Origin of the sequence: Ramlibacter sp. 2FC, from assembly GCF_005503345.1 — a bacterium.
Lineage (GTDB): Bacteria > Pseudomonadota > Gammaproteobacteria > Burkholderiales > Burkholderiaceae_C > SCMQ01.
The window spans coordinates 1-25971 of record NZ_SCMM01000059.1; the positions used below are offsets into that span (position 1 = coordinate 1).

Consider the following 25971-nt stretch of genomic DNA (forward strand, 5'->3'; position numbering starts at 1 on the left):
GGGTGGGGTGAGGGGAGGGCTGGGGGCCGTGTTCGGCCTGATCGCGGGCGACCAGGTGCTGCTGTGGATGGCCGTGGCCGGCGTGGCGGCCCTGCTGGCGGCCTACCCGGCGGCCTTCGCCGCCGTGCAATGGCTGGGCGCTGCCTACTTGGCCTGGCTGGGCCTGCGCATGCTGAGCGCCAAGCCCGGAGCGAAGCCGGTGCTGAACATACGCCCGCGCCACTACTTCCGCCAGGCCTTCACCATCACGCTGCTCAACCCCAAGGCCATCGTGTTCTACATGGCCTTCTTCCCGCTGTTCGTCGATCCGGCGGCCCACCAGGGTCTGCTCACCTTCGGCGTGATGGCGGCGACCATCGCGGTCCTGACCTTCGCCTACTGCCTCAGCGTGGTGCTGCTGACCCATTTCCTGGCCGAGCGCCTGCGCGCCAACCCCATGATCTCCCGCACGCTGGAAAAGCTGGCGGGCGTGTTCCTGATCGGCTTCGGCGTCAAGCTGGCCATCTCCAAATAAGGCGGGTCGATCCAGATGGCCAGAATTTTTTGCGTTGCGAACCAGAAGGGTGGGGTCGGCAAGACCACCACCACCGTCAACCTCTGCGCCGGCCTGGCCAAGGTCGGCCAGCGCGTGCTGATGGTCGACCTCGACCCCCAGGGCAATGCCACCATGGGCTCGGGCGTGGACAAGCGCCAGCTCGCGCTCAGCGTCTACGACGTGCTGCTCGGTTCTGCCTCGGTGCGCGAGGCCGCGGTGCGCTCCGAGTCCTGCGGCTACCAGGTGCTGGGCGCCAACCGCGAGCTGGCCGGAGCCGAGGTCGAGCTGGTCGAACTCGAGCAGCGCGAGAAGCGCCTCAAGACCGCGCTGGCCGAGGTCGAGGCCGACTACGACTTCGTGCTGATCGACTGCCCGCCCAGCCTGTCCATGCTGACGCTCAACGGCCTGTGCTCGGCCCATGGCGTGATCGTGCCCATGCAGTGCGAGTACTTCGCGCTCGAGGGCCTGACCGACCTGGTCAACACCATCAAGCAGGTGCACGCCAACCTCAACAAGGACCTGCAGATCATCGGCCTGCTGCGCGTGATGTTCGACCCGCGCATCACGCTGCAGCAGCAGGTCAGCGACCAGCTCAAGGGCCATTTCGGCGACAAGGTGTTCAACACCGTGATCCCGCGCAACGTGCGCCTGGCCGAGGCGCCGAGCTACGGCCTGCCCGGCGTGGTGTTCGATCCCGCGGCCAAGGGCAGCCAGGCCTTCGTGGAGTTCGCCCACGAGATGGTCGAACGCATCAAGGCCATGTGAGCATGAAGCCCGAGAACGTCCTGGTCCTGCCCGGCTGGCAGGGCAGCGGGCCCGAGCACTGGCAAAGCCGCTGGGAGCGGAAATACGGCTACCGCCGCGTCGAGCAGCACGACTGGCAGCGCCCGCTGCGCGGCGACTGGATCGCCCGGCTCGAGGACCAGCTGCTGGCCTGCGACGAGCCCGCCGTGCTGGTGGCGCACAGCCTGGGCTGCATTCAGCTGGCCTGGTGGGCCGCGCATTCGCGCAACACCGGGCGTGTGACCGCCGCGCTGCTGGTCGCGCCTCCCGAGCTGGCGCGCCCTGACCTGGCTGCCCAGCTGCCGGGCTGGCTGCCGATCGCGCACCAGCCGCTGCCGTTCAAGAGCCTGCTGGTGGCCAGCAGCGACGACGCCTACGGCAGCCTGGACCATGCGCGCGAACTCGCACGCCAGTGGGGCAGCCGGCTGCACGAGCTGGGCCCTTGCGGCCACATCAATGCCGAATCCAAGCTGGGCGACTGGCCCGAAGGCCATGCGCTGCTGCAGGCCTTGTTGAAAGACTGAGAAGACAAACAAATGGTGACCAAGAAACCCAAGGGCCTGGGCCGCGGACTCGAAGCCCTGCTGGGCCCCAAGGCGGCGGAACGTTCTACCGAACTGGAGGGCGCAGGCGCCGGCGGCATCCCGCCGTCGACGCTGGCGCTGGCCGAGATGGTGCCCGGCGTCTACCAGCCGCGCACGCGCATGGACGAGGGCGCGCTCTACGAGCTGGCCGAGTCGATCAAGGCCCAGGGCATCATGCAGCCGATACTCGTGCGCAAGCTCAACGACGGGCCGCATGCAGGCAAGCACGAGATCATCGCCGGCGAGCGGCGCTTCCGCGCGGCCCGGCTGGCCGGCCTGGATAGCGTGCCGGTGCTGGTGCGCGACGTGCCCAACGAGTCCGCCGCGGCCATGGCGCTGATCGAGAACATCCAGCGCGAGGACCTCAACCCTCTGGAGGAGGCCCATGGCCTGCAACGCCTGGTGAAGGAGTTTGGGCTCACTCACGAACAGGCGGCCCAGGCCGTGGGGCGCTCGCGCAGCGCGGCCAGCAACCTGCTGCGCCTCTTGAACCTGGCCGAGCCGGTGCAGACCATGCTGATGGCCGGCGACCTGGACATGGGCCACGCGCGGGCCCTGCTGGCGCTGGACAGGGCCAATCAGATCACGGCGGCCAACCAGATCGGCGCCAAGCAGATGTCGGTGCGCGAGGCCGAGCGCCTGGTCAAGAAGCTCGGCGCCGAGTTCAACCTGGTGCCGCAGAAACCCAAGCCCGAGAAGTCGCGCGACCTCAAGCGCGTCGAGGAGGAGCTGTCCGACCTGCTGACGGCCGAGGTCGAGGTGCGCGTGAAAAAGCGCGTCAAGCGCCACGGCCGCGCCGAGGAGATGGGCGAGCTGGCAATACAGTTCGGCTCGCTAGACGAGCTCAACGGCCTGATCGACCGGCTGCGCGGCCACCAGGGCCACGGCGGCTGAGTCCCCCGGGCCCCGTTCTGGGGCAGGCCCGCGCATTGCCCGGCAGGGCCGCTTCCCGAGCCGGCGTGAAACGGCTAAAGTGAGCCGACCACCGCCGGTTGCGCCTGCGCCGGCGGTGGGTTCAGAGCCTGCCGCCACACGACAGAGGGGGCTGCCATGAGATACGAGAGCGTCCTGGATGCGATCGGCCACACGCCGCTGGTGCGCCTGAACCAGCTCACCCGGCAGCTGTCCTGCGCCGTCTACGCCAAGCTGGAATTCCTGAACCCGGGCGGTTCGGTGAAGGACCGCATCGGCATGTTCATGATCCAGCAGGCCGAGCGGCGCGGCCAGATCGGGCCCGGCGCCACCATCGTGGAATGCACTTCGGGCAACACCGGCATGGGCCTGGCGCTGTTCGCCGCCGGGCGCGGCTACAAGACCCTGTTCACCATCGCCGACAAGCAGTCGAAGGAGAAGATCGACATGCTGCGCGCCATGGGCGCCGAGGTCGTGGTCTGCCCCACCGACGTGCCGCCCGACGACCCGCGCGGCTACATCCAGGTGGCGCAGCGGCTGGCGCGCGAGATCCCCGGCGCCTTCCTGTGCAACCAGTACGACAACCCGGACAACACCCTGGCGCATTACGCGAGCACCGGCCCCGAGATCTGGGCCGACACCGAGGGCAGGGTGACGCATTTCGTCTGTTGCATGGGCACCTGCGGCAGCATCACCGGCGTCGGCCGCTACCTCAAGGAAAAGAACCCCGCGGTGCGGGTGGTCGGCGTCGACCCCGAGGGCTCGATCTTCTACGACCTGTTCCACCGCGGCGTCGAGGTCCCGCCCCATGTCTACAAGCTCGAGGGCATAGGCGAGGACTTCATCCCCAAGGCGCTGGACTGGGCCGTCATCGACGACGTGATCCAGGTCGGCGACAAGGACAGCTTCCTGATGGCGCGGCAGCTGGCCCGCAGCGAGGGCCTGTTCGCCGGCGGCTCCTCGGGCGCCGCGCTGCTGGCCGCGCTGCAGCTCGCGCCCCGGCTGGGCCCTCAGGATCTGGTCGTGGTGCTGCTGCCCGACGGCGGCCGCCAGTACCTGGGCAAGCTCTACAGCGACGACTGGATGCGGGCCCAGGGCTACCTGGACGCTGCGCCGCCGGATCCATCCTGAATCGAGAGAGGCAGCCATGCGCTTTTCCACCCAGGCCATACACGCCGGCCAGCCGCCGGACCCGAGCACCGGCGCCATCATGACGCCGGTCTACCTGAGCTCGACCTTCGTTCAGGAGGCGCCCGGCCGCCACAAGGGCTATGACTACGCGCGCACCGCCAACCCCACGCGCAGCGCGCTCGAAGCGAACCTGGCGGCGCTGGAGCAGGGCGCCTGGGGCCTGGCCTTCGCGAGCGGCCTGGCGGCCGAGTCCGCGCTGCTGCAGTCGCTGAGCAGCGGCGACCATCTGGTGTGCGGCCAGGACCTGTATGGCGGCAGCTACCGCCTGATGACCCAGGTCTTCGCGCGCTGGGGGCTGGCCACCAGCTTCGTCGACGCGACCTCGCTGGACGCGGTGCGCGCCGCGCTGCGTCCGAACACGAAAATCGTCTGGCTGGAGACGCCGAGCAACCCGCTGCTCACCGTCTGCGACATCGCCGCCATCGCCGAGCTCGCGCACGCGCAGGGGGCCAGGCTGGTCGTGGACAACACCTTCGCCTCGCCCTACCTGCAGCAGCCCCTGGCGCTGGGCGCGGACATCGTGGTCCACAGCACGACCAAGTACCTGGGCGGCCATTCGGACGTGATCGGCGGCGCCCTGGTGGGCCGGGACGAAGCGCTGTACCAGGAGCTCAAGTTCCTGCAGAACGCGGTCGGCGCGGTGCCGGGGCCGCTGGACTGCTTCCTGGTGCTGCGCGGCATCAAGACCCTGGCCCTGCGCATGCGCCAGCATTGCGAGAACGCGCTGCAGCTGGCCCAGCACCTGGCGGCCCATCCCGAGGTCCGGCAGCTCGCCTATCCGGGCCTGGCCTCCAGCCCCTACCATGCGCTCGCCAGCCGGCAGATGCGCGCCTTTGGCGGCATGATCTCGCTCGAGCTGCAGGGCGGGGTCGAGCGCAACCGGCGCTTCACGACCCAGACCCGGCTGTTCTCCCTGGCCGAGAGCCTGGGCGGCGTCGAGTCGCTGATCGGCCTGCCTACGGTGATGACCCATGCCTCGATTCCCGCCGCGCAGCGCCAGCAGGCCGGCCTGCCCGACGCGCTGGTGCGCCTGTCGGTCGGAATCGAGGACATCGAGGACCTGATCGAGGATGTCGACCAGGCGATAGCGGCTTCGCGCTAAATCCCCGGCGTCGCCTCCAGCATGCGGATGCGCGCCTTCTCGACATGGCTGCGCATGGCGCGCCGCGCGCCCTCGGCGTCCTGCGCACGGATCAGCTCGAAGATCGCGCGGTGCTCGGCCTGCACATCCTGGGTGCGCTGCCAGGGCCGCATCTGGGCCATGTGGCGCCAGAGGTTGATCGCGTGGCTGACGTCGAACTTCAGCGTGGCCAGCACCTGGGCCATGCGCGGGTTGGCCGTGGCCTGGGCGATGGCTTCGTGGAAGCCGTAGTCGAAATGGTGGGCCACGTCGCCGTTGGCGGCGGCCTGCTCGAAGCCCTCGAGCATCTCCTGCATGCGCGCGAGGTCCTGCGGCCCGCGCCGCAGCGCCGCGAGGTAGGCGCATTCGGGCTCGACAATGCCGCGCAGCTCCAGGCCGTGCAGGATATGGGCCATGTCGGCCGCGGCCGGCGGCGCCTCGGGCTGGGGCGCGGGCGCCGCGCGCACATAGCTGCCCGAGCCGCGCACCGAGCTGACCAGGCCGTCCTTGCGCAGCCGGTCCAGCGCCTGGCGCACCACGGGGCGCGAGACCTGGAACTGACCCGCGAGCTCGTGCTCGGCCGGCAGGCGCGCGCCGGGTGCGAGCCTGCCGGTCATGATGGCGTGGAACAGGCCGTCGTAGACGCGCTCGGCGAAGCGCTCGTGGCGCACCGGCGCCAGGCCCAGGTCGGCCACCAAGGCCGCGGGCCCGAGCTCGGCCTCGAGGGCAGACGGCAGCGAAGAGGCGTTGAGGGCAGGGTGCATGGTCGCGAGGGTCGTGGATGCTCGGATTCTGGCACGGCGCCAGACCCGAAACAGGTCATATTAATTTACAACAACTGGGCTGAATTTGCGAAAATCCCTGCAGATTGCTCGCAAAGAAGAAAATTAAATTGACAACTTTGCGCGGCGCCGCCTATGATCGCCGCCATGGCCGGGCAGCAGGTCCGGCCCTTTTTTCTGGAGGCAGCGCATGCAGCAGCATTTCATCGCCAACCGCTGGGTGGCACCGAGTTCCGGCGAATCCATCCCCGTCGTCGACCCGTCCGACGGCCAGGTGTTCGACGCTCTGGCACGCGGCAATGCGGCCGACATCGACCTGGCCGTGCGCGCCGCCCGCAGCGCCTACGAGGGCGCCTGGGGCCGCTTCACCGCGGCCGAGCGCGGCCGCCTGATGAACAAGCTGTCGCTGAAGATGATCGAGCATGCCGAGGAGCTGGCCCAGCTCGAGGCGCGCGACTGCGGCAAGCCGCTCAAGCAGGCGCGTGCCGACGCCGCCGCCGTGGCGCGCTACTTCGAGTTCTACGGCGGCGCGGCCGACAAGCTGCACGGCGAGACCATCCCCTACCAGAACGGCTACACCGTGCTCACCATACGCGAGCCGCACGGCGTGACCGGCCACATCATTCCCTGGAACTACCCGCTGCAGATCTTCGGCCGCAGCGTGGGCGGCGCGCTCGCGGCCGGCAATGCCTGCGTGGTCAAGCCGGCCGAGGACGCCTGCCTCTCGCTGCTGCGCGTGGCCGAGCTCGCGGCCGAGGTCGGCTTCCCCGAGGGCGCGATCAACATCGTGACCGGCTACGGCCACGAGGTCGGCGACGCCCTGGTGCGGCACAAGGGGCTGGACCATGTCTCGTTCACCGGCTCGCCGACCATAGGCCAGGTGGTGGTGCGCGCCGCCACCGAGAACTACACGCCGGTCACGCTGGAGCTGGGCGGCAAGTCGCCGCAGATCGTGTTCGCCGACGCCGACTTCGACGCCATGCTGCCCGTGGTGGTCAACGCCATCGTGCAGAACGCCGGCCAGACCTGCTCGGCCGGCAGCCGCCTGCTGGTGCAGCGCAGCGCCTACGAGCAGGTCGTGGAGCGCCTGTCCCAGGCCTTCGCAAAGCTGCGCGTGGGCCCGGCCGCGCTGGACCTGGACTGCGGCCCGCTGATCCGCCAGACCCAGCTGCAGCGCGTGGCGGCCTTCCTCGACGAGGTGCGCGGCGACGGCCTGGCGATCGCGGCCCAGGGCCAGGTCGTGGCCGAGGCGCCCAAGACCGGCTACTACCAGGCGCCGACCCTGGTGCGCGACGTGCCGGTGGACCACCGCCTCGCGCAGCAGGAGGTGTTCGGCCCGGTGCTCGCCGCCATGCCCTTCGACGACGAGCAGGATGCCGTGCGCCTGGCCAATGCCACCGAATACGGCCTCGCGGCCAGCGTCTGGACGCGCGACGGCGGCCGCCAGCTGCGCATCGCGCGCCAGGTGAGATCCGGCCAGGTGTTCGTCAACAACTACGGCGCGGGCGGCGGCATCGAGCTGCCGTTCGGCGGCATCAAGGCCAGCGGCTGGGGCCGCGAGAAGGGCTTCGAGGCCCTCTACGGCTTCACCGTGCTCAAGACCATTTCGATCAAGCACGACTGAACCCAGAAACGGCCGTTGCCGAACCCGGGCCGCCGCGCGAGAGCGCGCGGCCTTTTTCATTTCTGCCGCCGGAAGACTTGTCCCAGCACCTGGGCCCCGGGGCAACAAGCGCCCCAGCGGGCGGGTAGCCCGCTGGGTCTTGTCCTGCACCGCACATCGGTAAATGCCTGATGCATGAGAGAGAGTGTGGGCCCAAAGCCCCGGAAAAACTGTCTGTTCTTTTTGGATTTTTCCTTTGAATCAGATAGATTCGCTGTTGATACCAAAAACACAGAAGGTTCTACTGCATGGACAAGATAGACAGAAAAATCCTCCAGGTCCTGCAGGCCAACGCGCGCGCCAGCCTACAGGAAATCGGCCAGGCCGTGGGCCTGAGCGGCACGCCCTGCTGGGCCCGCATCAAGAAGATGGAGGAGGCCGGCGTCATCGAGGGCTACACCGTGCGCCTCAATGCCCAAGCCCTGGACCTGGGCGAGACCGTGCTGATCCAGGTCACGCTCGACAGCCACTCGGACAACACCCTCGAGAAGTTCGGCGAGACCCTGGCCAACATCCCCGAGGTGGTCGAGGCCTACCTGGTCTCGGGCGAGTACGACTACCTGCTGCGCGTGGCCGTGAAGGACACCAAGGACTACGAGCGCCTGCTGCGCGAGCGGCTCTACAAGATCCGCGGCATACGCCACAGCAAGTCCAGCTTCGTGCTGCGCACCCTCAAGAAGGCCGATCTGCCTCTGTTTCGTTGAGCGTTAGCGCTCACTCATGACTTCGTGCCCGCGGCCCGGCAAGGGCAGGGCGGTCTTGTAGCGCACCTGCTTGAGCGCGAAGCTAGAGCGTATCTTCTCCACGCCCGGGATCGGCGTGAGCTGCTCCAGGATGAACTTCTCCAGTGCCGCGATGTTGGCCACGGCCACGCGGATCAGGTAGTCGCTGTCGCCGGTCATCAGGTAGCACTCCATCACCTCGTCGTGCTCGGCGATGCGCTGCTCGAAGTCGGCCAGGGCCTGCTTGCTCTGGGTCTTGAGGCTGATGTTGATGAACACGTTGAGTCCCAGACCCAGGGCCGTCGCGCTGGTGAGCGCCACGTAGCGGTCGATCACGCCGGCCGCCTCCAGCGCCTTGACGCGGGCCAGGCAGGGTGAGGGGCTCAGGTGCACGCGCCGCGCCAGTTCCACGTTGGACAGCGAGCCGTCCTGCTGCAGCTCGGTCAGTATGCGCAAATCGACAGAATCCAGCTTCATCTGCTTGATTCTATGGTTCTGATGGCATGAAATGCTGCTTGGCGCCCAATTCGAGGCCGATGCGGCAACCCATTTCGCCCCGCATTGCCTAGACTGAAGGCATGAACGCCCCTCTGCCCCTGTCCGCGCTGCAGCCCGCCGCCATGAACCAAGACGTCGATCCCCAGGAAACCGCCGAATGGCGCGAGGCCTTTCTGGCCCTGGTCGCCACCCAGGGCCCCGAGCGCGCCCGCTTCATCCTCGACGACCTGGCGCGCATGGCGCGCAGCCAGCAGGTGGGCTGGCAGCCCGAGCTGGCCACGCCCTATGTCAACACCATCACGGCCGACCGCCAGCCGCCTTTTCCCGGCGACCTCGCGGTCGAGGAGCGCCTGGCCTCGCTGATGCGCTGGAATGCCCTGGCCATGGTGGTGCGCGCCAACCAGGCCTACGGCGAGCTTGGCGGCCATATCGCGAGCTACGCCAGCGCGGCCGACCTGTTCGAGACCGGCTTCAACCATTTCTTCCATGCGCGCGAAGGCCTGCGCCCGGGCCAGCACCGCGGCGACCTCGTTTTCTTCCAGCCGCACAGCGCGCCCGGCGTCTATGCGCGGGCCTTCCTCGAGGGCCGGCTGAGCGAGGCCGACCTCATGCATTACCGCCAGGAGATTGCAGCGCCCAAGGCCGGCGTGCGCGGCCTCTCGAGCTACCCCCACCCCTGGCTGATGCCGGACTTCTGGCAGTTCCCGACCGGCTCCATGGGCATAGGCCCGATCAGCGCCATCTACCACGCGCGCTTCATGCGCTACCTCACGCACCGCGGCCTGCTGGACAGCGAAGGCCGCAAGGTCTGGGGCGTGTTCGGCGACGGCGAGATGGACGAGCCCGAATCCATGAGCGCACTGACCCTGGCCGCGCGCGAAGGCCTGGACAACCTGGTCTGGGTGGTCAACTGCAACCTGCAGCGCCTGGACGGCCCGGTGCGCGGCAACGGCCGCATCGTCGACGAGCTGGAAAAGCTCTTCGCCGGCGCCGGCTGGAACGTGGTCAAGCTGCTCTGGGGCAGCGACTGGGACGGCCTGTTCGCGCGCGACAGCACGGGCGCGCTCGCGCGCGCCTTCGCCGGCACGGTGGACGGCCAGATGCAGACCTTCGCCGCCAAGGACGGGCGCTTCAACCGCGACAACTTCTTCGGCCAGAGCCCCGAGCTGGCGCGCCTGGTCGAGGGCCTGAGCGACGAGCAGATCGACCGCCTGAAGCGCGGCGGCCATGACCTGGTCAAGATCCACGCCGCCTATGCGGCCGCAGCCGCGCACCGCGGCCAGCCCACGGTGATCCTGGCCCATACCAAGAAGGGCTACGGCATGGGCAGCGCGGGCCAGGGCAAGATGACCACGCACAGCCAGAAGAAGCTCGACGAAACCGACCTGATCGCCTACCGCAACCGCTTCGACCTGCCGCTCTCGGACGAGCAGGCCAAGGGCCTGGCCTTCTACAAGCCGGCCGAGGACAGCCCCGAGATGCGCTACCTCAAGGCCCGGCGCGAGGCCCTGGGCGGCCCGCTGCCGCGCCGCGAGACCGCCTGCGAGACCGTGCCCGTGCCCGCGCTGGACGCCTACGCGGCCTTCGCGCTCGCGGCCGGCGGCAAGGAGATGAGCACCACCATGGCCTTCGTGCGCCTGCTAGCCAACCTGCTCAAGGACGCGCAGCTGGGCCCGCGCATCGTGCCCATCGTGGCCGACGAGGCGCGCACCTTCGGCATGGCCAACCTGTTCAAGCAGGTCGGCATCTACTCCAGCGTGGGCCAGCGCTACGCGCCCGAGGACATAGGCTCGGTGCTGAGCTACCGCGAGGCGCTGGACGGTCAGATTCTGGAGGAGGGCATCAGCGAGGCCGGCGCCATCGCCAGCTGGACCGCTGCCGCCACCAGCTACAGCGTGCACGGCCTGGCCATGCTGCCGTTCTACATCTACTACTCGATGTTCGGCTTCCAGCGCATCGGTGACCAGATCTGGGCCGCGGCCGACCAGCGCCCGCGCGGCTTCCTGCTCGGCGCCACCTCGGGCCGCACCACGCTGGGCGGCGAGGGCCTGCAGCACCAGGACGGCAGCAGCCACCTGGTGGCCGCGACCATCCCCAACTGCAAGGCCTACGACCCGGCCTTCGCGGGCGAGATGGCGGTGATCGTCGACCAGGGCATGCGCGAGATGCTGGTCGAGCAGCAGGACTGCTTCTACTACCTCACCCTGATGAACGAGAACTACGCCCAGCCCGACCTGCCGGCGGGCGCGGCGGCCGGCGTGATCCGCGGTGGCTACAAGTTCGCCAGCTACGGGCCGGAGCAGGGCAGGCGCGTCACCCTGCTGGGCTCGGGCGCGATCCTCACCGAGGTGATCCAGGCTGCCGAGCAGCTGGCCGAGCAGGGCGTGGGCGCAGATGTCTACAGCATCACGAGCTGGAGCGAGCTGGCGCGCGATGGCCAGGCCTGGCAGGCCAGCCGGCTGGCCGGCGAGGAAGGCGGCGAACGCCCCTACGTGGCGCAGCTGCTGGCCGAGACCAGCGGCCCCATCGTCGCCGCCACCGACTACGTGGTCGCCGTGCCCGAGAGCATCCGCGCCTTCCTGCCCGAGGGCCGGACCTACCTCACCCTGGGCACCGACGGCTTCGGCCGCAGCGACACGCGGGCGGCACTGCGCGACTTCTTCGGCGTGGATGCGGCCCATATCGTGCGGGCGGCGCTGCGCGGTCTTTGAGCGGGGGCGCCGGTGGTCGATGCCGTTTCCGTTCTGTGTCCGGCGCTGCCGTTTGCGGTCAAGAAGACCGGCTGTTCGTCTATGCGCGGGGACGGCCACCAAGAGACGTTCGGCCATCCGTCCGATAACCGGACCTTCAAAGTCGCGACCGCCCCACAGCCACCGCATCGCGGCAAGGAAATCGGTCCTTCAACGTAAAGGTGAGCCGCACCCAGCGGCAAGGCGCCGCCAGGCGTGTTGGGAAATCGTACGCCTCGCGGCGCCTTGCCGCTGGGTGCCGGTCTCGACCGAGTTGTTAGGACGCGTCTCCACCGAGCGACGTTCGAAGCAGAGCACGCCAACCTCCGAAAATGTAGCCATCGGCTCTGCCGAAGAACTCTCGATTCCGGCTCGTGAATCCCGGAATGGTAAGAGCGCGCTGGAACTGGGCAGGATCGAGGCTTTCTCGGCCGGAAGACACCACCGTCTCGAAATACATAAGCCATTCCACTTGGCTGGGCGGCATGATCCGTACGACGCCTATGCCTTGGGAGCGAGCGTACTTTTCTGCGCCAGACTGCAATGCTCCTGTCACTGCGAGTAGGCCCTTCACGTTTTTTCCGGCGATCTGATCCAACTTCGCCTTGAACTCTTCAACATCGTTGACGGGTAGTGCACCCGAGTAGTCTTTGCACTCGCACACCCAAAGCATGGACCACTCCGTCGCACCAGGAAGAGTTACTTCAATCGAAATATCGACGATCACATCGGATTGACGATCTCGAGAGAAGTAGCCCTTCTTCTGAAAGAGGGAGCACTGCTTGGGAAGAAGCCCAAGCCGCTCAGCGTCGACCTCGTCTTGCAGGGCCGCAAATACACGGTTCTCAAAAGCATTTCCGCGAGCAACAGAGCTCATCGCGCGTCCCAACGTCTGTATTGACCCAGCAGAACCTGCGCAGGTCAGGCCGCTAATGCAAATGCCTCAGCGGGTGCTCTCATGTTTAGCGCCTGATGCGGGTGCCGGTGGTTGTAGAAGTGGACCCAGTCCCCGATCAGGCGTGACGCCTGCTTCGGCCTCGAACCGCTCAAGATCATCGAACCGCTCGCGCACACTGCCGATCTCGCTGAAGATCTGGGCGGCGCAGATGCGTCCGGCGCGCGGGAAGCTCATGTGGATGCGGCCATCCTCGCAGGACTGCACTGCGTGTTCGATGCGGCTGCTCAGCGGCTTGATCTGCTTGACGAGATGGGCGAGCACGGCTGTTCAACTCAGTTTGCGAGCCTCAGTCAGATTCAGTGCACGCACAAGGCCATCGTGGACCCGATATTCGTCGGACTCTACGAACCCTTGAGAGGGATAAAAGCATTTAAACCGCCACTCATTTGAGGAGCCCAACCGGAAGCCAACCACTGAGTTCTCAAAAAGAAAACGCAAGTGCTCAAGTGTGTCGGCCGACGTCGTCTTCACGCCTAGCTTCTCAAGTTCTTTGGCCAGAATCGCAGCGGTGAAGTTCGTCGATCCATGATTCTGCAACGCATTCAACAAGCTCACGATGGACGGACGTTGAACTTTCCATTCCTCAAGAACTTCTTGCTTGAGCCATTCCGAGTAACTGGGCTCCGCGTTATATATGGATTCACACTCCAGCTTCTCGAAGGAAGGAGGTTCGTCGACGAACGGGTCTTCGACCTTATCCCGCATCGTCGCTACCGTAAGGTTTAGTAGTGAAATCAAATCGCGGGGACGCATCATCGTCCGTCGCAGCAAGTACCGCGATGGCCGCGCACCTTGTCGCATTTCTGTCTTGTCGAATAGCGAGTCAAGCGAGGTGACGATGGGCTGATTTTTTTCCTTCGCGTAGTAGTTCACCCGTCGAAGAATCAAGCTAGCGATGGTGTCCTTGTTCCAGTGCAGCAGCGCACCGCAATCCGCTCTGAGCTTGTTTGCGTCGTTGAGGCTGAGCGTGTCGAAGATGTCTTCGCGGAGGAAGACAATCGGCCTGAGGCGGCCCTTGTACTGCGCGTTGATCGCATCGCACGCCGCGACGAGCCCAGCTATGACTTTCCGGGAGGCTTCGTACGATACTTCATCCCAAGGGAAGCGCTGATTAATTCACTTTTTAAGCACCTTATCCTTCATAACTCATTGATTTCATTGAGGCCAAAGGATGTCGAGCCGAATTAATCAGCGCCTCCCAAGCCTCGTCGACTTTGTCAAAGCAGATGAATGTAGTGGGCCATTGACCAGAAGTTTCGGAAAGCGCTCGGTCAAGGTACTCAATCAGATTCTCAATGTTCTCGGAAATATGTTGTCGAAGGGAATGATCCTTCTTAACTTCTTCGAAGGTGACCTCTCCTCCCTCGAGGCTAACCGCGTCAAGGCCGCCCTCCTCAAGATCCAGGCCCGCCTTCGGCAGCCTCAGTCCGGAAAGATTCAGTAGCTTGCGACCGACGATTTGATAGATTGAAGGCACCGGGCTATCAAACAGCTTCTCCAAGAGCTTTGTGGCAGCGGCGATTTTCTTGGGCGCGGCCTTTCCCTTCTTCGCATACCATGCAGATACGGCCTTGAGACACTCAACGAGAACAATAAAGCGCCATGACTGCTTGTAGAGCATGGACTCCGCCTTGTTCTCGTTCGTCAGCAGCGCGTGTATGTTCCAGTTGTAGTCCTCGAAAGACAACGCGATAAGCAGATCATCGGGGTCGAGAAACTCGTTGTGGTTTTCTGTAAGGTAACGGAAGACGGCCGTTTTGCCGGCGCCTTTCCGACCAAGAACCAAGAATGACGTGGGACTATTCGTAACGGACTTGAGGACGCCGTTGTCGAAAAAATAACTTGAAAGAAGGTCGTCCCGTTCCGCGGACACTTTCCCGAAGTCGATCCAGTCCAAGATGTTCATGTGGCCTCTCCTGCCGCCATTCTGTCAGAACGGAAGGCGCTCACCGCCGTTCTTTGCACAGTGCGGCGTCTAACGAATGAAAGGGACTTCCCCGTCCCGAGGTAGCCGCATTGCGGCAGATGGCAATTGAGTGCCACGATGGGAAGTGCGGTTTCTCATCAACTTATTCGGAAGGGGAAGTCCATGGCTATTCTGACGGTAGGTATTGATCTCGCCAAGAATGTTTTTGCGGTGCACGGGGTGAACGAGGCCGGCAAGGCCGAGTTGGTCCGGCCAACTGTTGCCCGCGACAAGCTGCATGAACTGATGTCGTCCTTGCCACCGTGCATCATCGGCATGGAAGCTTGCTCCGGCGCACACCACTGGGCGCGTCTGTTCCAAGCTTCGGGCCACACCGTACGCCTGGTTGCACCGAAGTTCGTCACCCCGTACCGCATGAGCGGGCGGCGCGGCAAGAACGATGCGGCCGATGCCGCCGCCATCTGCGAGGCCGTGCAGCGCCCTCACATGCGCTTCGTTCCGGCCAAGAGCCTGCAACAGCAATCGCACCTGATGGTGCACCGCGCCCGCCAAGGCTTTGTCGAGCAACGTACCGCCACGCTCAACCGCATCCGTGGTCTGCTCAGCGAGTTCGGCATCGTGCTGCCGCTCAAGGCCGCCACGGTGCGCCGGCGGGCCTGCGAGTGCCTGGAAGACCTGCCCGGCTACGCCAACACCGTCATCGGTGACCTGCTCAGCGAAGTCAGCCGGCTGGACGAGCGCATCGCGCAATACGACCAACACATCAAGGCCATGGCCAAAGAGGACGCGCGGGCCAAGCGCCTGATGCAGCTCAGCGGCGTGGGCGAGACCACCGCCACCTGTCTGTTGGCGATGATCGGTAGCGGACACGACTTCGACTGTGGTCGCCAGTTCGCGGCCTGGCTGGGCCTGGCGCCGGGACAGTACAGCTCGGGCGGCAAGACGCGGCTGGGACGCATCACCAAGGCCGGTGATGCCTACCTGCGGACACTGCTGATCCTGGGTGCCAGGGCGCTGCTGGTGGCGGCCAAGAACAAGACGGACGCGGTCAGTCGCTGGGCGGTGGCGCTGGCCGAGCGACGGGGCTACTGGAAGGCCGTGGTGGCCATCGCGGCGAAGAACGCACGCATGGCTTGGGCGGTGCTGCGCAAGGGCGAAGACTTCGTGCTGCCGGCCTGAAAGCCGATCGGCGTTGCAGCTCTCATTGTTGATCAAGCCAGGAGGATTGAGTTCGACCGCCGCGTGACGGCAGGCGTTGATGACAACAGGTTTGGACCTGCGCGGGCAGTGACCGATCAACTCAAGGGCGGCGAACTGCTTGCCGGCTAACGAATGGGTCTCCCGCGTGCGTCCTTCATCAGGGTCCATGGCGCATGAAACGCCACACGAATGACCGTTTGTAGTTTGGCCAGTCCGCATCTGTTGTTCTCAGCTTTGCTCGCTCACCACGCGCCGAAATGGCACGCAGACCCAACAAGAGAAATCCGCACCGCGGGTCATGGGGCAACTTTGTTTGACAAGTGGGGAAGCCCTTGTAGTAATGTAGACCGTCACCTAGGGCGGGCCGCCGGCGGGCCCGCCCTATCGCCTGTTGTGCCGTCTTACTGCGGCGTGATGTTGAAGTCCTTCACGAACCTGGCGTAGTAGTCCGATTCCTTCTGCACGAACTTCGCGAAGTCGGACACCGAGCCGCCCGCCACTTCCAGGCTGTTCTCGGCCAGCTGGGCCTTCACTTCGGGCGAGGCCAGCAGCTTCTGCATGTGCTCGTTGAGCTTTTGCACGATCGCCGGCGGCGTGCCCGCCGGTGCCAGCAGGCCGACCCAGGCCAGGTACTTGTAGCGGGGCACGCCGGCCTCGGCCACCGAGGGCAGGTCCGGCATGGTGGACAGCCGCTTGTCGTTGGTCACGGCCAGGGCGCGCAGCTTGCCGCTCTTGGCGTAGGGCACGGCGGTCGGGGAGGTCTCGAACATCAGGTCGATCTGGCCGCCCAGCAGGTCGGTCAGCGCCGGCGCGCCGCCCTTGTAGGCCACGTTGAGCATGTCGGTGCCGGTCAGCTGCATGAACATGCGCGCCGCCACGTCCTGCGGCCCGCCCAGGCCCGAGGTGCCGAAGCTCAGCTTGCCGGGGTTGGCTTTGGCATGGGCCACCAGCTCGCCCACGGTCTTGAACGGCTGCCTGGGGTTGACGACGAGCACGCTGGGCTGGTCGGCGACGCGGATGATGGGCGCCAGGTCCTTGATCGGGTCGTAGTTCAGCTTGGCGAAGATGGAGCCGTTGGACGCCAGGCCAGCATGGGCCATCAGCAGCGTGTAGCCGTCCTTGGGCGACTTGGCGACATAGTCCATGCCGATGTTGCCGCTGGCGCCCGGGCGGTTGTCGACGACGATGGACTGCCCCAGGCTGGCCGACAGCTTGGGCGCGACCAGACGCGCCACCATGTCGATGCTGCCGCCCGGCGGAAAGGCGACGACCAGCTTGATCGGCTTGGAGGGATAGCTGTCCTGCGCCTGGGCGGCCGCGCCCAGGCAGGCCATGCCGGCCATCAGCAGGGAAGCGAGAAGCTTGGGAAGTTTTTTCATGGGTTGCTCTCTTGGTGTGAACGCGGGGTCTAGGAACGCAGGACGGATTCGATGGCCATGCCCCAGTGCAGGGTGCTGCGGTCGGTGCCGGTGGCGCCCACCAGGCTGATGCCGACCGGGGCCGCATCGGGCGCATGGCAGGGCAGGGACAGGGCGCAGCCGTCGAGGAAGTTCACCAGCGAGGGGTTGCGCAGCATCTCGGCATTGGTCTTGAAGTACAGGGCCTCGTTGGCCTCGAGCTCGACGATGCGCGGCGCGGTCTGGGGCACGGTGGGCATCAGCCAGCCGTCGAAGCCCGCCAGGCGCGCGTCGAGCCGCTGCCGCCAGTCGCCGCGCTGGCGGTGCAGGTCCAGGTAGTCCTTGGCCGGGAAGCCCCGGCCGCGCAGGATGCGTGACAGCACCCGCGGGTCGTAGCGCTCGGACTGCTGGGCGATCAGCTCCGCATGCCAGGCGAAGGACTCGGCCGCGGTGAAGCCGCCGGCCGCGTTCATCTGGGCCAGCTCGAGGAACTCGGGCGCAGCGATCTCCTCCAGCTCGGCGCCGGCGGCCGAGATCCGGCGCAGCGCGGCCTGGAAGGCGGCCGCCACTTCCGGCGACAGGCCGTCGAGCACCAGGGTCTGGGGCACGGCGAACCGGGCCCGCCGCAGGTTGTGCAGATCGTGCAGGTCGGCCGGCCGGACTGGCCACGCGGCATCGCCGGAGAGCACCGCGTCCATCGCGGCGCAGCCGTACACGTCCGCCGCCATCACGCCCACCGCGTCCAGCGTGGGCGACAGGGGCAGCATGCCTTCTTGAGGAATACGGCTCGCGCTGGGCTTGAATCCCGTGATGCCGCACAGCGCGGCCGGGATGCGGCAAGAGCCGCCGGTGTCGCTGCCCACGCTGGCCACGCACATCCCGTCGCTGATCGCCACCGCGGCGCCGCTGGACGAGCCGCCCGGGATGCGCGCCTCCTCGCGGCGCCAGGGATTGCGGGGCGTGCCATGGTGCGGGTTGATGCCCAGGCCCGAGTAGGCGAACTCGGTCATGTTGGTGCGCGCTACCAGGACGGCGCCCGCGTCCAGCAGCCGCTGGACCGCTGGCGCATGGGCCTTGGCGGGGGGCGCCGACTTGAGCACGACCGAGCCCGCGGCGGTCGGGAGGCCCGCCACGTCGAACAGGTCCTTGACGGACACGGGTATGCCTTCCAGCGCGGAACGCGCCAGGCCGGCCTCGCGCAGGGCGTCGGACGCGCGTGCCTGACGCTGCGCGCTGTCGGCGAAGACCTCGGTCATGGTGCGGGCGCCCTCGCCCCGCGGATCCTCGATGCGCGCCAGGGCCTCCGCGGCCAGGGAGGCCGCGGTCGCCGAGCGCTGGTCCAGCCGGGCTTGAAGCTCGCGCAGCGTCGCTGTCATGCGCGTCTCCTCAGGCCACCACGGGCAGGGCCCGGCAGCGGTAGGCATGGTTGATCGTGCGCCCGGTCGCGGGGTCGCGCAGTGCCATGCGGAATTCGGCGGCCGGCCGGATGCCGCCGATGGCGGGCAGGGTGCCGCAGGTCATGGCAAAGCCCGTCTGCGGGATCTGGGCGCGGCTCTCGTACAGCGCCAGCAAGTCCTTGGCGGAGCGCAGGGCGGCGAGGGTTCCTTGCTGGTAGAGCACCTCCCGGCCGTCCTCGACGATCCAGGACGCCATCTCCAGGCTGTCCCAGCGCTCGGCGACCTCGTCCAGGCGCCAAGCCTGGCGTGCGGCGGGCTTGCTGCAGATCTGCTTGGACAGGGCGACGCTGTGGGACTCGAGCTCGCGGTCCGTGTGGTCGGAGGCGATGGACAGATAGAACTGCCCGTCGTGGCGGAACACCAGGGGCTCGACCTCGCCCGAGCTCTGCTCGCCCACCACTTCGATCAGGGGCGACTGGCTCAGCTGGTGGTTCGCGACGCGGTAGTACAGCGGCACGCTGCTCGGGGGGGGCACGCCGAGCACCGCCAGCTCCTCGATGTGGTGCTCGATGGCTGCGGTGTCCCGGCCGGTCCAGCCGGCGATCACGAGGTGTTCGACGTTGAGCTGCAGGGACGCGCCCGAGTCGAGTTCAAAGGTCAGAAGCATAGGGCAGGGTGGTCTTGATGCGGTTGAGAAATGTCTGTGAAATTTTACAGCAACTTCAGCGATAAGGGCGATGCGTGAAATTGCTATAGCATTGCTGAGACGACTGTGATATTTCAGAGCCCATGACCGAAGCCGTAGCCAAGCCCCGCCGCAAGCGCCAAGACCCGACCGAGGACCTGTCACGCAACGAGGCGGCCTATGTGACGCTGAAGGAGGCGCTGGTGACCCTGGCGTACAAGCCCGGGGAATACCTCAACACGGCGCAGCTGGTGGACCGCTTCGGCCTGGGTCGCACACCGATTCTTCAGGCGCTGCACCGGCTCTCAGCCGAAGGACTGATCCAGATCCTGCCGCGCAAGGGGGCCATGGCGGCGCCCCTGTCGATCGACGACGCGCTCGAGCTCATCGACGTCCGGCTGGCCAACGAGGAGCTGTGCGTGCGCCTGGCCGCGGAGCGCATCACCGACGCCGAGGCGGCCGAGCTGGCGGCGATCGCCGACCAGTTCGAGCAGGACGCGAAGCGGCGCGATCTGGTGGCCCTGATGACCACCGACCGCAAGTTCCACGAGAAGATCGCCGAGATCGCGCGCAACAGCATGCTGCGCGACATCCTGAGCGTGCTGCATGCCCGTTCCCAGCGTTTCTGGGCCCTGTCCTTCCTGACCGAAGGCCATATCGCCGAGGTGATGGCCGAGCACCGCGCCATCGTGGCCGCGCTGGGCGCGCACGACGGGGCCAGGGCGGCGGCCGCCATCCGCCAGCATGTGCTGTCCTTCCGGGCCTCGCTGCTGGTGCGGTCTCGCTAGCTGGCTAGCGCTGCGCCCGCCCCGGCTGAGGCGGGCTTCAGAGTTCGAAAATCTTCCCCGGGTTCATGATGTTCTTCGGGTCCAGCGCGCGCTTGATGGTGCGCATCATGTCCACCGCGCCGGCGCCGGTCTCGCTGACCAGGAAATCCATCTTGTGCAGGCCCACGCCGTGCTCGCCGGTGCAGGTGCCCTCCAGGCTCAGGGCGCGCGCCACCAGCTTGTGATTCAGCGCCTCGGCGACCTCGCGCTCCTTGGGGTCGTCGGGGTTGAGCAGGTAGCCGAAGTGGAAGTTGCCGTCGCCCACATGACCGACCAGGAAGTAGGGGATGCCCGAGGCGTCGGCCTCGGCCACCGAGGCTAGCAGGCAGTCGGCCAGGCGCGAGATCGGCACGCAGGTGTCGGTGGAGATGGCGCGGCAGCCGGGGCGCGACTGTATGGCCGCGAAATAGGCGTTGTGGCGCGCGGTCCACAGGCGCGTGCGCTCCTCGGGCGTGGTGGCCCATTCGAAGGCCTTGCCGCCATGCTCGCTGGCGATCTCCTGCACGGTCTCGGCCTGCTCCTTGACGCCCGAGGGCGAGCCGTGGAACTCCATCAGCAGCATGGGCTCTTCGCGCAGGCCCAGCTTGGCGTAGGCGTTGACCATGCGCACGGTGTTCTGGTCGATCAGCTCCACGCGCGCGATCGGCACGCCCAGTTGTATGGTCTGGATCACGGTGTGCACCGCGGCCGCTATGCTGGGGAAGGAGCAGATCGCGGCCGAGATCGCCTCGGGCAGCGGGTAGATGCGCAGCGTGATCTCGGTGATCACGCCCAGCGTGCCCTCGCTGCCGACGAACAGGCGCGTGAGGTCGTAGCCCGCGCTCGACTTCTTGGCGCGCGTGCCGGTGCGTATCAGCTCGCCGCTGGCCGTCACCACCTCGAGCGCGAGCACGTTCTCGCGCATGGTGCCGTAGCGCACGGCGTTCGTGCCGCTGGCGCGCGTGGCGCTCATGCCGCCTAGGGTCGCGTCGGCGCCGGGGTCGATGGGGAAGAACAGGCCGGTGGACTTGATCTCTTCGTTGAGCTGCTTGCGCGTCACGCCGGGCTGCACGGTGACGGTGAGGTCGTCGGCGTTGATGGACAGCACCTTGTTCATGCGCATGAGGTCGATGCTGATGCCGCCCTGCACGGCCAGCAGATGGCCCTCGAGCGAGGAGCCGACGCCGAACGGAATCACCGGCACCTCCCATTGCGCGGCCAGCTTCACCGCGTCGGCCACGTCCTGCGTGCTCTCGGCGAACACCACGGCGGCCGGCGGCGGCGCCTGGAACGAGGACTCGTCGCGCCCATGCTGCTCGCGCACCGCCAGGGCCGTCGAGCAGTTGGCGCCGAAGCGGGCCTTGAGCGCCTCGAGCAGGGCCGCGGGCACCTCGCGCGGCTGGATCTCGGGCATCAGGTGGGGGGTGGACGTGGGGGCGTTCATGGGCTTGTCTCCGGCGGGCAATCCCCACAGTTTACGTCGCGGGGCCCGCCCCCGAGCCCCGCCAAGGGTCAGGGCTTCAAGCCCTTTTCGAACTCCTCGCGCGACAGAAAGCCGTCGCGGTTGCCATCCAGCATTTCGAAGCGCTGGGCCACGGCCGGCAGCAGCTCGGCCTCCTTGGCGCTGAGCCGGCCGTCCTGGTTGGCGTCGGCGCGCCCGAAGGCGGCGGTGGCCTCCTGGCTGACGGCCGAGGCCTGCGCCGTGGGCGCGCCCATCTGGGCGGCCGGGCGCCCGGGCGGCGGGGCGGGGCTTTGCGCCTGCACCGCGGCGGCGCAACCCAGGGTCCAGGCGGCGAACAGCATGACGCTGCGCGCCTCGAAGTTGGCCAGGCATAGGCGTTTGGCTTTCATGGATCAGGCTCCCTTGAAGTTGAACAGGCCTGCATTGCACCGCAGCAGGGGGGGGCTGGGCCAGCACTTTTGCCTGCTGTTGCCTCATGTACATCCGGCATGGCGCAGAAACATTTGCTCGCCCGGGGTAACGGCGGCCGCAAGCGGCTTCGCGCACAGTTCGCGCACAATCAGGCGCATACGGAACCAACGAGGTCAGACATGGGCAACCGACTCACCCAGATCGCCACCCGCACCGGAGACAACGGCACCACCGGCCTGGGCGACAACACGCGCGTGTCCAAGAACAGCCTGCGCGTGCACGCCATGGGCGACGTGGACGAGCTCAACTCGCACATCGGCCTGCTGCTGTGCGAGGACATGCCGGCCGATCTGCGCGAGCTGCTGGTCGACATCCAGCACCAGCTGTTCAACCTGGGCGGCGAGCTTTCCATCCCGGGCTACGAGCTGCTCAAGCCCGAGGCCCTGCTGCAGCTCGACCAGGCGCTGGCCACCTACAACGCCCAGCTGCCGCGCCTGGCGGAGTTCATCCTGCCGGCCGGCACGCGCGCCGCAGCCCAGGCCCATGTCTGCCGCACCGTGGCGCGCCGCGCCGAGCGCGCGGTGGTGGCCCTGGGCAGCGAGGAGGCGCTCAAGGAAGCGCCGCGCCGGTACCTGAACCGCCTCTCGGACCTGATGTTCGTGCTGGCGCGCGTGCTCAACCGCCACCGCGCAGACGGCCAGCCGGGCGACGACGTGTACTGGAAGAGCGAGCGGCTGGCGCGCGCGTCGACCGAGTGATCGGGCTGGTCGCGCCTCAAGGTCGAAAACCGCCGGGGCCGAACACCAGGTCCAGATCCTCGAACGGGTCGACCTGCCGCGCCAGGCGGTCCTGCTCCTTGAGCCAGCGCTTGAATTCGGCGTCGTCCTGCACCCGGCGCAGATCTTGGTTCATGTGGGCGATGTCCTGCTCCAGCTGCTGGCGCTGCTGGGCCAGCGTGCGAGCCAGGCTGGCGGCGTTGACGGCGGCATACGGGGCCAGGCCGAACTCGCTGCGCGCCCGTATCTCCACCGCGGACAGGTCTTGCTCCAGCGCCGCGACCTGGTCCTTCAGCAGCAGGTTGAGGGCGGCGACCTTGTCCTCGGCCATGCGCGCGAGCGAGCCGGGCTCGGCCTGTTCGACGCGCAGCTGCAGTGTCAGCAGGGCCGTCAGGTCGCGGCGCCGGTAGGCCGCGTTGGCCTCGGCCATCAGGGCGGACTTGCGCTTGTGTTCCTGCGGGTCGGTTTCGCGGTCGGGGTGCAGCGCGCTGGCCAGTTGCCGAAACAGGGTGCGCAGCGCGCTCTGGGCGTCGGTTTGCTGTTGTTCGGCCTGTTGCTGGCGGGCTGTCTTGGCCTTCCTGGAACGGCGCGCCGCCTGCTGCGCCTCGCGCTGCTCGTGCGCCGCCTGGGCCTGCTCGTCCATCTCCTTCATCGCGGCGTGCAGCAGGGCGTCCAGATCGTCGCCATCGCCTGCTGCTCCGAGCGGCTTGCCCAGCACCTCTTCCAGCATGTCCTTCATGCCCTGCACGCTGGCGCCCTGCTTGGCGTCCAGGTCATCGGGGCTGTGGCGGTCGTGCAGCGCCTGCATTTGCGCGTCGCCCTGCATCGCCAGGGCCTCGCTCAATGAAATCAGAATCTCGGTCGCCATGCGCTTTTGCGCAGCGGTCAGGCCTTTGGTGCGCAGCCGCTCGTCCAGCCACAGCGCCATGCGCTGCATGAGCGCGCTGTGCTGCTGCTCCAGCTCGGCCAACTCCCGGACCTGCCGCGGCCGGTGCGCATCGACCGCTTGGCGCACGGTCTCGATCTGGCCGGTCAGCTTCTGCACGCGCGCCAGCAGGCGGTTGAAGCGCTGCTGCGCGGGCGAAAGGCGGTCCGCATCGATCTTGAGCGTGCGCAGGGAAATCGTCGTGGCAGGCGGGCTGTCGGGCGCAGGCAGGTCGTCGGAGAACAGGTGGGCTTGGACATTCATGGTGGTCGTGCAGGGAGCGCGGATCGCACATTTTCCCTGAACCGCTGGGCGCGCAGCCCCTCACCCCGGCCCTCTCCCCAGCGGGGAGAGGGAGCCCGTCACATGTGCCCGGTCTGCAGGTAGCGTGTGTGCCAGGACAGCGCCTCGCCCAGCAGGTGCGGCGTGTGCTTGCCCGGCGCCTCGCGCAGCGCGCGCTCGAAGTAGTCCAGCAGCGCGGGCCGGTAGTCGGGGTGGGCGCATTTCTCGATCACCACGCGCGCGCGCTGGGTCGGCGAGAGGCCGCGCAGGTCGGCCAGGCCCTGCTCGGTGACGATCACCTGCACGTCGTGTTCGGTGTGGTCCACGTGCGAGGCCATGGGCACGATGCAGGAGATGGCGCCGTCCTTGGCGGTGGAAGGCGTCATGAAGATCGAGAGGTAGGCGTTGCGCGCGAAGTCGCCCGAGCCGCCGATGCCGTTCATGATGCTGGAGCCCATCACATGGGTGGAGTTGACGTTGCCGTAGATGTCGGCCTCGATCATGGCGTTCATCGCGATCAGGCCGAGGCGGCGGATCAGCTCGGGGTGGTTGCTGATCTCCTGCGGGCGCAGCACGATGCGCTCGCGGTAGAAATCGATGCGGGCGTTGAAGTCGTCCATGGCCGCGGGGCTCAGCGAGATCGCGGTGGCCGAGGCGCTGAGCAGCTTGCCGCTGCTCAGCAGCTCGAGCATGCCGTCCTGCAATACCTCGGTGTAGGCCGTCATGCCGTCGAACGGGCCTTCGTTGAGCCCGGCCAGCACCGCGTTGGCCATGTTGCCCACGCCCGACTGCAGCGGCAGCAGTTCCTTGGGCAGGCGGTCGCGGCTCACCTCCTGCTGCAGGAACTCGATGATGTGGCCGGCGATGCGCCGAGACAAGGCGTCGGGCGCCGCAAAGGATGAGTTGCGGTCGGGCAGCTGGGTCTCGACCACGGCGATCACCTTGGCCGGGTCGCAGTGCAGGTAGGGCTCGCCGATGCGGTCGTTCGGGCGCACCAGCGGGATGGGCTGGCGGTGCGGCGGCCGCTCGGTGCCGTAGTAGATGTCGTGCATGCCCTCCAGCCCCGGGTTCTGCCAGCGGTTGACCTCGAGGATCACCTGGTCGGCCTGCTCCAGCCAGGTCTTGTTGTTGCCCACCGAGGACGAGGGTATGAGCCGGCCGTCGGGCAGGATGCCCGCCACCTCGACCACGGCCACGTCCAGGTGGCCCAGGAAGCCGAACCAGACGAACTGCGCCACATGCGAGAGGTGGATGTCGATGTACTGCATCTGCCCGCTGTTGATCTGCGCGCGGCAGGTCGGGTCGGACTGGTAGGGCAGGCGCATGTCTATGCCGTGCACCTTGGCCAGCGCGCCGTCGAGCTCGGGGGCGGTGGAGGCGCCGGTCCACAGGCCGATGCGGAAGTTCTCCCCTGCCGCGTTCAGGCGCTCGATGCGCCTGGCCAGCGCGGCCGGCACGGCCTTCGGGTAGCCCGCGCCCGTGAAGCCGCTCATGCCCACATGGGCGCCGGCCGGGATCAGGGCCGCGGCGGCCTCGGCCGACATGATTTTCTGGCGCAGGGCGGGGTGGTGGATGCGGCTGATCGGCGACATCGGAAACTTCTCCGGCAATCGGGGGTGGGGCGCGACGACGCCGCGCCCCAAAGAGGCTTCATCCTAGCAGCCCGAAGGAGCACGCGGGGCGTCCCCGGGCGCATCTTCAGCGCGCGCTGATCACGGCGCAGGCCAGGCGCGGCCCGGCGTTGCCCGTGGGCTGGGTGGTGTAGTCGTCCGGGTCGCGGTGCACGATCAGGCCCTTGCCGACCACGCTGTTGGCGCCGGCAAGGCTGATGCGGTCGGTCTCGAAGTTCACGCGCGCCACGCCGTAGCTGTCCGCGCCCAGGGGCGGCAGGTCGCCCACATGGTGGCTGCCGTGGCCATGGCGGCCGTGCGGCGCGCCCGCGGGGTTGAAATGGCCGCCCGTGCTCATGCCGTCGCCGCTGGAGCAGTCGCCCTTCTCGTGCACGTGGAAGCCGTGCTCGGCGCCGGGCTTGAGCCCGCTGACCTGGCCGCTCACGCGCACCTTGCTGCCGAACTGCGCAAAGCTCAGGCGGCCGGTCACGGTGCTGCCGCGCGAGGCCTGCAGTTCGGCGACGGCGCTGGCGTCCGGCTTGGGGCCGGTGGCGCAGGCCGCCAGGGTGGCCAGCAGCCAGGCGGCGGGCAGGGCCCGCAGCGCGGAGGGGAGGGA

The 25971-nt window shown here is 67.5% G+C and carries 26 protein-coding genes; 12 read left to right on the forward strand and 14 right to left on the reverse strand.

Going from position 1 to position 25971, the window contains the following annotated elements; genetic code table 11:
- The 6 genes from FFS10_RS19555 to FFS10_RS19580 all read left to right on the forward strand — a co-directional run.
- Positions 1-514 (forward strand): LysE family transporter (locus tag FFS10_RS19555; RefSeq protein ID WP_137896280.1); only part of this gene is annotated, 514 nt, incomplete at its 5' end.
- 15 nt (positions 515-529) lie between these two features.
- A complete protein-coding gene (locus FFS10_RS19560) occupies positions 530-1300 on the forward strand; it encodes a ParA family protein (RefSeq protein WP_137896281.1) in 771 nt (256 codons plus the stop codon).
- A gap of 2 nt (positions 1301-1302) precedes the next feature.
- Positions 1303-1842 (forward strand): RBBP9/YdeN family alpha/beta hydrolase, encoded by a 540-nt coding sequence (locus tag FFS10_RS19565; protein WP_137896282.1) that lies wholly within the window; start codon positions 1303-1305, stop codon positions 1840-1842.
- A gap of 12 nt (positions 1843-1854) precedes the next feature.
- Positions 1855-2796, forward strand: a complete 942-nt coding sequence (locus FFS10_RS19570) for a ParB/RepB/Spo0J family partition protein (protein WP_137896283.1) — start codon at positions 1855-1857, stop codon at positions 2794-2796.
- A gap of 156 nt (positions 2797-2952) precedes the next feature.
- Complete coding sequence (locus FFS10_RS19575; protein WP_137896284.1) at positions 2953-3945, forward strand: PLP-dependent cysteine synthase family protein; 993 nt, start codon at positions 2953-2955, stop codon at positions 3943-3945.
- 16 nt (positions 3946-3961) lie between these two features.
- Positions 3962-5107, forward strand: a complete 1146-nt coding sequence (locus FFS10_RS19580) for a cystathionine gamma-synthase (RefSeq protein WP_137896285.1) — start codon at positions 3962-3964, stop codon at positions 5105-5107.
- On the opposite strand, the gene FFS10_RS19585 is transcribed toward FFS10_RS19580, so the two are convergent.
- Positions 5104-5889 (reverse strand): FadR/GntR family transcriptional regulator, encoded by a 786-nt coding sequence (locus FFS10_RS19585; RefSeq protein ID WP_137896286.1) that lies wholly within the window; start codon positions 5887-5889, stop codon positions 5104-5106. The two genes, FFS10_RS19580 and FFS10_RS19585, sit on opposite strands and share 4 nt — an antisense overlap.
- A gap of 208 nt (positions 5890-6097) precedes the next feature.
- Between FFS10_RS19585 and FFS10_RS19590 the strand changes: the two genes are divergently transcribed.
- Positions 6098-7531: an aldehyde dehydrogenase family protein gene (locus tag FFS10_RS19590; RefSeq protein ID WP_137896287.1), complete on the forward strand. Its 1434-nt coding sequence runs from the start codon at positions 6098-6100 to the stop codon at positions 7529-7531.
- 287 nt (positions 7532-7818) lie between these two features.
- Complete coding sequence (locus FFS10_RS19595) at positions 7819-8274, forward strand: Lrp/AsnC family transcriptional regulator (RefSeq protein ID WP_137896288.1); 456 nt, start codon at positions 7819-7821, stop codon at positions 8272-8274.
- Between the two features lie 3 nt (positions 8275-8277).
- Here the strand turns inward: FFS10_RS19595 and FFS10_RS19600 are convergent, their stop codons facing one another.
- Positions 8278-8769: an Lrp/AsnC family transcriptional regulator gene (locus FFS10_RS19600; RefSeq protein WP_137896289.1), complete on the reverse strand. Its 492-nt coding sequence runs from the start codon at positions 8767-8769 to the stop codon at positions 8278-8280.
- 101 nt (positions 8770-8870) lie between these two features.
- Between FFS10_RS19600 and mdeB the strand changes: the two genes are divergently transcribed.
- Positions 8871-11501, forward strand: a complete 2631-nt coding sequence (mdeB, locus tag FFS10_RS19605; protein ID WP_137896290.1) for an alpha-ketoglutarate dehydrogenase — start codon at positions 8871-8873, stop codon at positions 11499-11501.
- Between the two features lie 295 nt (positions 11502-11796).
- Here mdeB and FFS10_RS19610 read toward each other — a convergent pair whose 3' ends face one another.
- From FFS10_RS19610 to FFS10_RS19625, 4 genes are all read right to left on the reverse strand, one after another.
- A complete protein-coding gene (locus FFS10_RS19610) occupies positions 11797-12396 on the reverse strand; it encodes a restriction endonuclease (protein ID WP_137896291.1) in 600 nt (199 codons plus the stop codon).
- A gap of 44 nt (positions 12397-12440) precedes the next feature.
- Entirely contained in the window at positions 12441-12575 is a 135-nt protein-coding gene (locus FFS10_RS19615) for an integrase core domain-containing protein (protein WP_137896292.1), read from the reverse strand.
- 169 nt (positions 12576-12744) lie between these two features.
- The gene (locus FFS10_RS19620) at positions 12745-13593 is read right to left on the reverse strand and encodes a P-loop ATPase, Sll1717 family (protein WP_502702896.1); all 849 of its coding nucleotides are present in this window, start codon (positions 13591-13593) and stop codon (positions 12745-12747) included.
- A gap of 16 nt (positions 13594-13609) precedes the next feature.
- Positions 13610-14383: a P-loop ATPase, Sll1717 family gene (locus FFS10_RS19625; RefSeq protein ID WP_137896294.1), complete on the reverse strand. Its 774-nt coding sequence runs from the start codon at positions 14381-14383 to the stop codon at positions 13610-13612.
- Positions 14384-14566: 183 nt separating this feature from the next.
- Between FFS10_RS19625 and FFS10_RS19630 the strand changes: the two genes are divergently transcribed.
- The gene (locus tag FFS10_RS19630) at positions 14567-15583 is read left to right on the forward strand and encodes an IS110 family RNA-guided transposase (RefSeq protein WP_137896295.1); all 1017 of its coding nucleotides are present in this window, start codon (positions 14567-14569) and stop codon (positions 15581-15583) included.
- Positions 15584-16005: 422 nt separating this feature from the next.
- On the opposite strand, the gene FFS10_RS19635 is transcribed toward FFS10_RS19630, so the two are convergent.
- Genes FFS10_RS19635 through FFS10_RS19645 form a run of 3 tightly spaced genes read right to left on the reverse strand, consistent with a single transcriptional unit; the run spans position 16006 to position 19065 of the window.
- On the reverse strand, positions 16006-16983 hold the full coding sequence (locus tag FFS10_RS19635) for a Bug family tripartite tricarboxylate transporter substrate binding protein (protein WP_171016018.1): 978 nt from the start codon (positions 16981-16983) through the stop codon (positions 16006-16008).
- Positions 16984-17012: 29 nt separating this feature from the next.
- Positions 17013-18377, reverse strand: coding sequence for an amidase (locus tag FFS10_RS19640; protein ID WP_137896296.1), 1365 nt, complete (start codon positions 18375-18377; stop codon positions 17013-17015).
- 10 nt (positions 18378-18387) lie between these two features.
- Positions 18388-19065, reverse strand: a complete 678-nt coding sequence (locus FFS10_RS19645) for a DUF2848 domain-containing protein (protein ID WP_137896297.1) — start codon at positions 19063-19065, stop codon at positions 18388-18390.
- A 122-nt stretch (positions 19066-19187) separates the two neighbouring features.
- On the opposite strand from FFS10_RS19645, the gene FFS10_RS19650 reads away from it, so the two are divergent.
- On the forward strand, positions 19188-19871 hold the full coding sequence (locus FFS10_RS19650; protein ID WP_137896298.1) for a GntR family transcriptional regulator: 684 nt from the start codon (positions 19188-19190) through the stop codon (positions 19869-19871).
- A 37-nt stretch (positions 19872-19908) separates the two neighbouring features.
- On the opposite strand, the gene FFS10_RS19655 is transcribed toward FFS10_RS19650, so the two are convergent.
- Positions 19909-21333 (reverse strand): FAD-binding oxidoreductase, encoded by a 1425-nt coding sequence (locus FFS10_RS19655; RefSeq protein WP_137896299.1) that lies wholly within the window; start codon positions 21331-21333, stop codon positions 19909-19911.
- 68 nt (positions 21334-21401) lie between these two features.
- The gene (locus FFS10_RS19660; RefSeq protein WP_137896300.1) at positions 21402-21740 is read right to left on the reverse strand and encodes an EF-hand domain-containing protein; all 339 of its coding nucleotides are present in this window, start codon (positions 21738-21740) and stop codon (positions 21402-21404) included.
- 201 nt (positions 21741-21941) lie between these two features.
- Here FFS10_RS19660 and FFS10_RS19665 point away from each other — a divergent pair, with 201 nt between their 5' ends.
- The gene (locus FFS10_RS19665) at positions 21942-22520 is read left to right on the forward strand and encodes a cob(I)yrinic acid a,c-diamide adenosyltransferase (protein ID WP_137896301.1); all 579 of its coding nucleotides are present in this window, start codon (positions 21942-21944) and stop codon (positions 22518-22520) included.
- A 16-nt stretch (positions 22521-22536) separates the two neighbouring features.
- On the opposite strand, the gene FFS10_RS19670 is transcribed toward FFS10_RS19665, so the two are convergent.
- From FFS10_RS19670 to FFS10_RS19680, 3 genes are all read right to left on the reverse strand, one after another.
- Positions 22537-23727 carry a coiled-coil domain-containing protein gene (locus FFS10_RS19670; protein ID WP_137896302.1) on the reverse strand — a complete coding sequence of 397 codons (1191 nt, stop codon included), beginning with the start codon at positions 23725-23727 and terminating at the stop codon, positions 22537-22539.
- Between the two features lie 98 nt (positions 23728-23825).
- Complete coding sequence (scpC, locus tag FFS10_RS19675; protein WP_137896303.1) at positions 23826-25337, reverse strand: succinyl-CoA:acetate CoA-transferase ScpC; 1512 nt, start codon at positions 25335-25337, stop codon at positions 23826-23828.
- A 106-nt stretch (positions 25338-25443) separates the two neighbouring features.
- Positions 25444-25956 (reverse strand): superoxide dismutase family protein, encoded by a 513-nt coding sequence (locus tag FFS10_RS19680; protein ID WP_137896305.1) that lies wholly within the window; start codon positions 25954-25956, stop codon positions 25444-25446.
- Positions 25957-25971 lie beyond the last annotated feature (15 nt).

Coding starts and splice junctions, on each gene's coding strand:
- FFS10_RS19665 (WP_137896301.1), top strand. CDS start 21,942: ATGGGCAACCGACTCACCCAGATCGCCACCCGCACCGGAGACAACGGC.
- FFS10_RS19645 (WP_137896297.1), bottom strand. CDS start 19,065: ATGCTTCTGACCTTTGAACTCGACTCGGGCGCGTCCCTGCAGCTCAAC.
- FFS10_RS19560 (WP_137896281.1), top strand. CDS start 530: ATGGCCAGAATTTTTTGCGTTGCGAACCAGAAGGGTGGGGTCGGCAAG.
- FFS10_RS19625 (WP_137896294.1), bottom strand. CDS start 14,383: ATGAACATCTTGGACTGGATCGACTTCGGGAAAGTGTCCGCGGAACGG.
- scpC (WP_137896303.1), bottom strand. CDS start 25,337: ATGTCGCCGATCAGCCGCATCCACCACCCCGCCCTGCGCCAGAAAATC.
- FFS10_RS19600 (WP_137896289.1), bottom strand. CDS start 8,769: ATGAAGCTGGATTCTGTCGATTTGCGCATACTGACCGAGCTGCAGCAG.
- FFS10_RS19585 (WP_137896286.1), bottom strand. CDS start 5,889: ATGCACCCTGCCCTCAACGCCTCTTCGCTGCCGTCTGCCCTCGAGGCC.
- FFS10_RS19565 (WP_137896282.1), top strand. CDS start 1,303: ATGAAGCCCGAGAACGTCCTGGTCCTGCCCGGCTGGCAGGGCAGCGGG.
- FFS10_RS19570 (WP_137896283.1), top strand. CDS start 1,855: ATGGTGACCAAGAAACCCAAGGGCCTGGGCCGCGGACTCGAAGCCCTG.
- FFS10_RS19590 (WP_137896287.1), top strand. CDS start 6,098: ATGCAGCAGCATTTCATCGCCAACCGCTGGGTGGCACCGAGTTCCGGC.
- FFS10_RS19640 (WP_137896296.1), bottom strand. CDS start 18,377: ATGACAGCGACGCTGCGCGAGCTTCAAGCCCGGCTGGACCAGCGCTCG.
- FFS10_RS19655 (WP_137896299.1), bottom strand. CDS start 21,333: ATGAACGCCCCCACGTCCACCCCCCACCTGATGCCCGAGATCCAGCCG.
- FFS10_RS19670 (WP_137896302.1), bottom strand. CDS start 23,727: ATGAATGTCCAAGCCCACCTGTTCTCCGACGACCTGCCTGCGCCCGAC.
- FFS10_RS19610 (WP_137896291.1), bottom strand. CDS start 12,396: ATGAGCTCTGTTGCTCGCGGAAATGCTTTTGAGAACCGTGTATTTGCG.
- mdeB (WP_137896290.1), top strand. CDS start 8,871: ATGAACGCCCCTCTGCCCCTGTCCGCGCTGCAGCCCGCCGCCATGAAC.
- FFS10_RS19635 (WP_171016018.1), bottom strand. CDS start 16,983: ATGAAAAAACTTCCCAAGCTTCTCGCTTCCCTGCTGATGGCCGGCATG.
- FFS10_RS19650 (WP_137896298.1), top strand. CDS start 19,188: ATGACCGAAGCCGTAGCCAAGCCCCGCCGCAAGCGCCAAGACCCGACC.
- FFS10_RS19615 (WP_137896292.1), bottom strand. CDS start 12,575: ATGATCTTGAGCGGTTCGAGGCCGAAGCAGGCGTCACGCCTGATCGGG.
- FFS10_RS19630 (WP_137896295.1), top strand. CDS start 14,567: ATGGCTATTCTGACGGTAGGTATTGATCTCGCCAAGAATGTTTTTGCG.
- FFS10_RS19580 (WP_137896285.1), top strand. CDS start 3,962: ATGCGCTTTTCCACCCAGGCCATACACGCCGGCCAGCCGCCGGACCCG.
- FFS10_RS19575 (WP_137896284.1), top strand. CDS start 2,953: ATGAGATACGAGAGCGTCCTGGATGCGATCGGCCACACGCCGCTGGTG.
- FFS10_RS19660 (WP_137896300.1), bottom strand. CDS start 21,740: ATGAAAGCCAAACGCCTATGCCTGGCCAACTTCGAGGCGCGCAGCGTC.
- FFS10_RS19595 (WP_137896288.1), top strand. CDS start 7,819: ATGGACAAGATAGACAGAAAAATCCTCCAGGTCCTGCAGGCCAACGCG.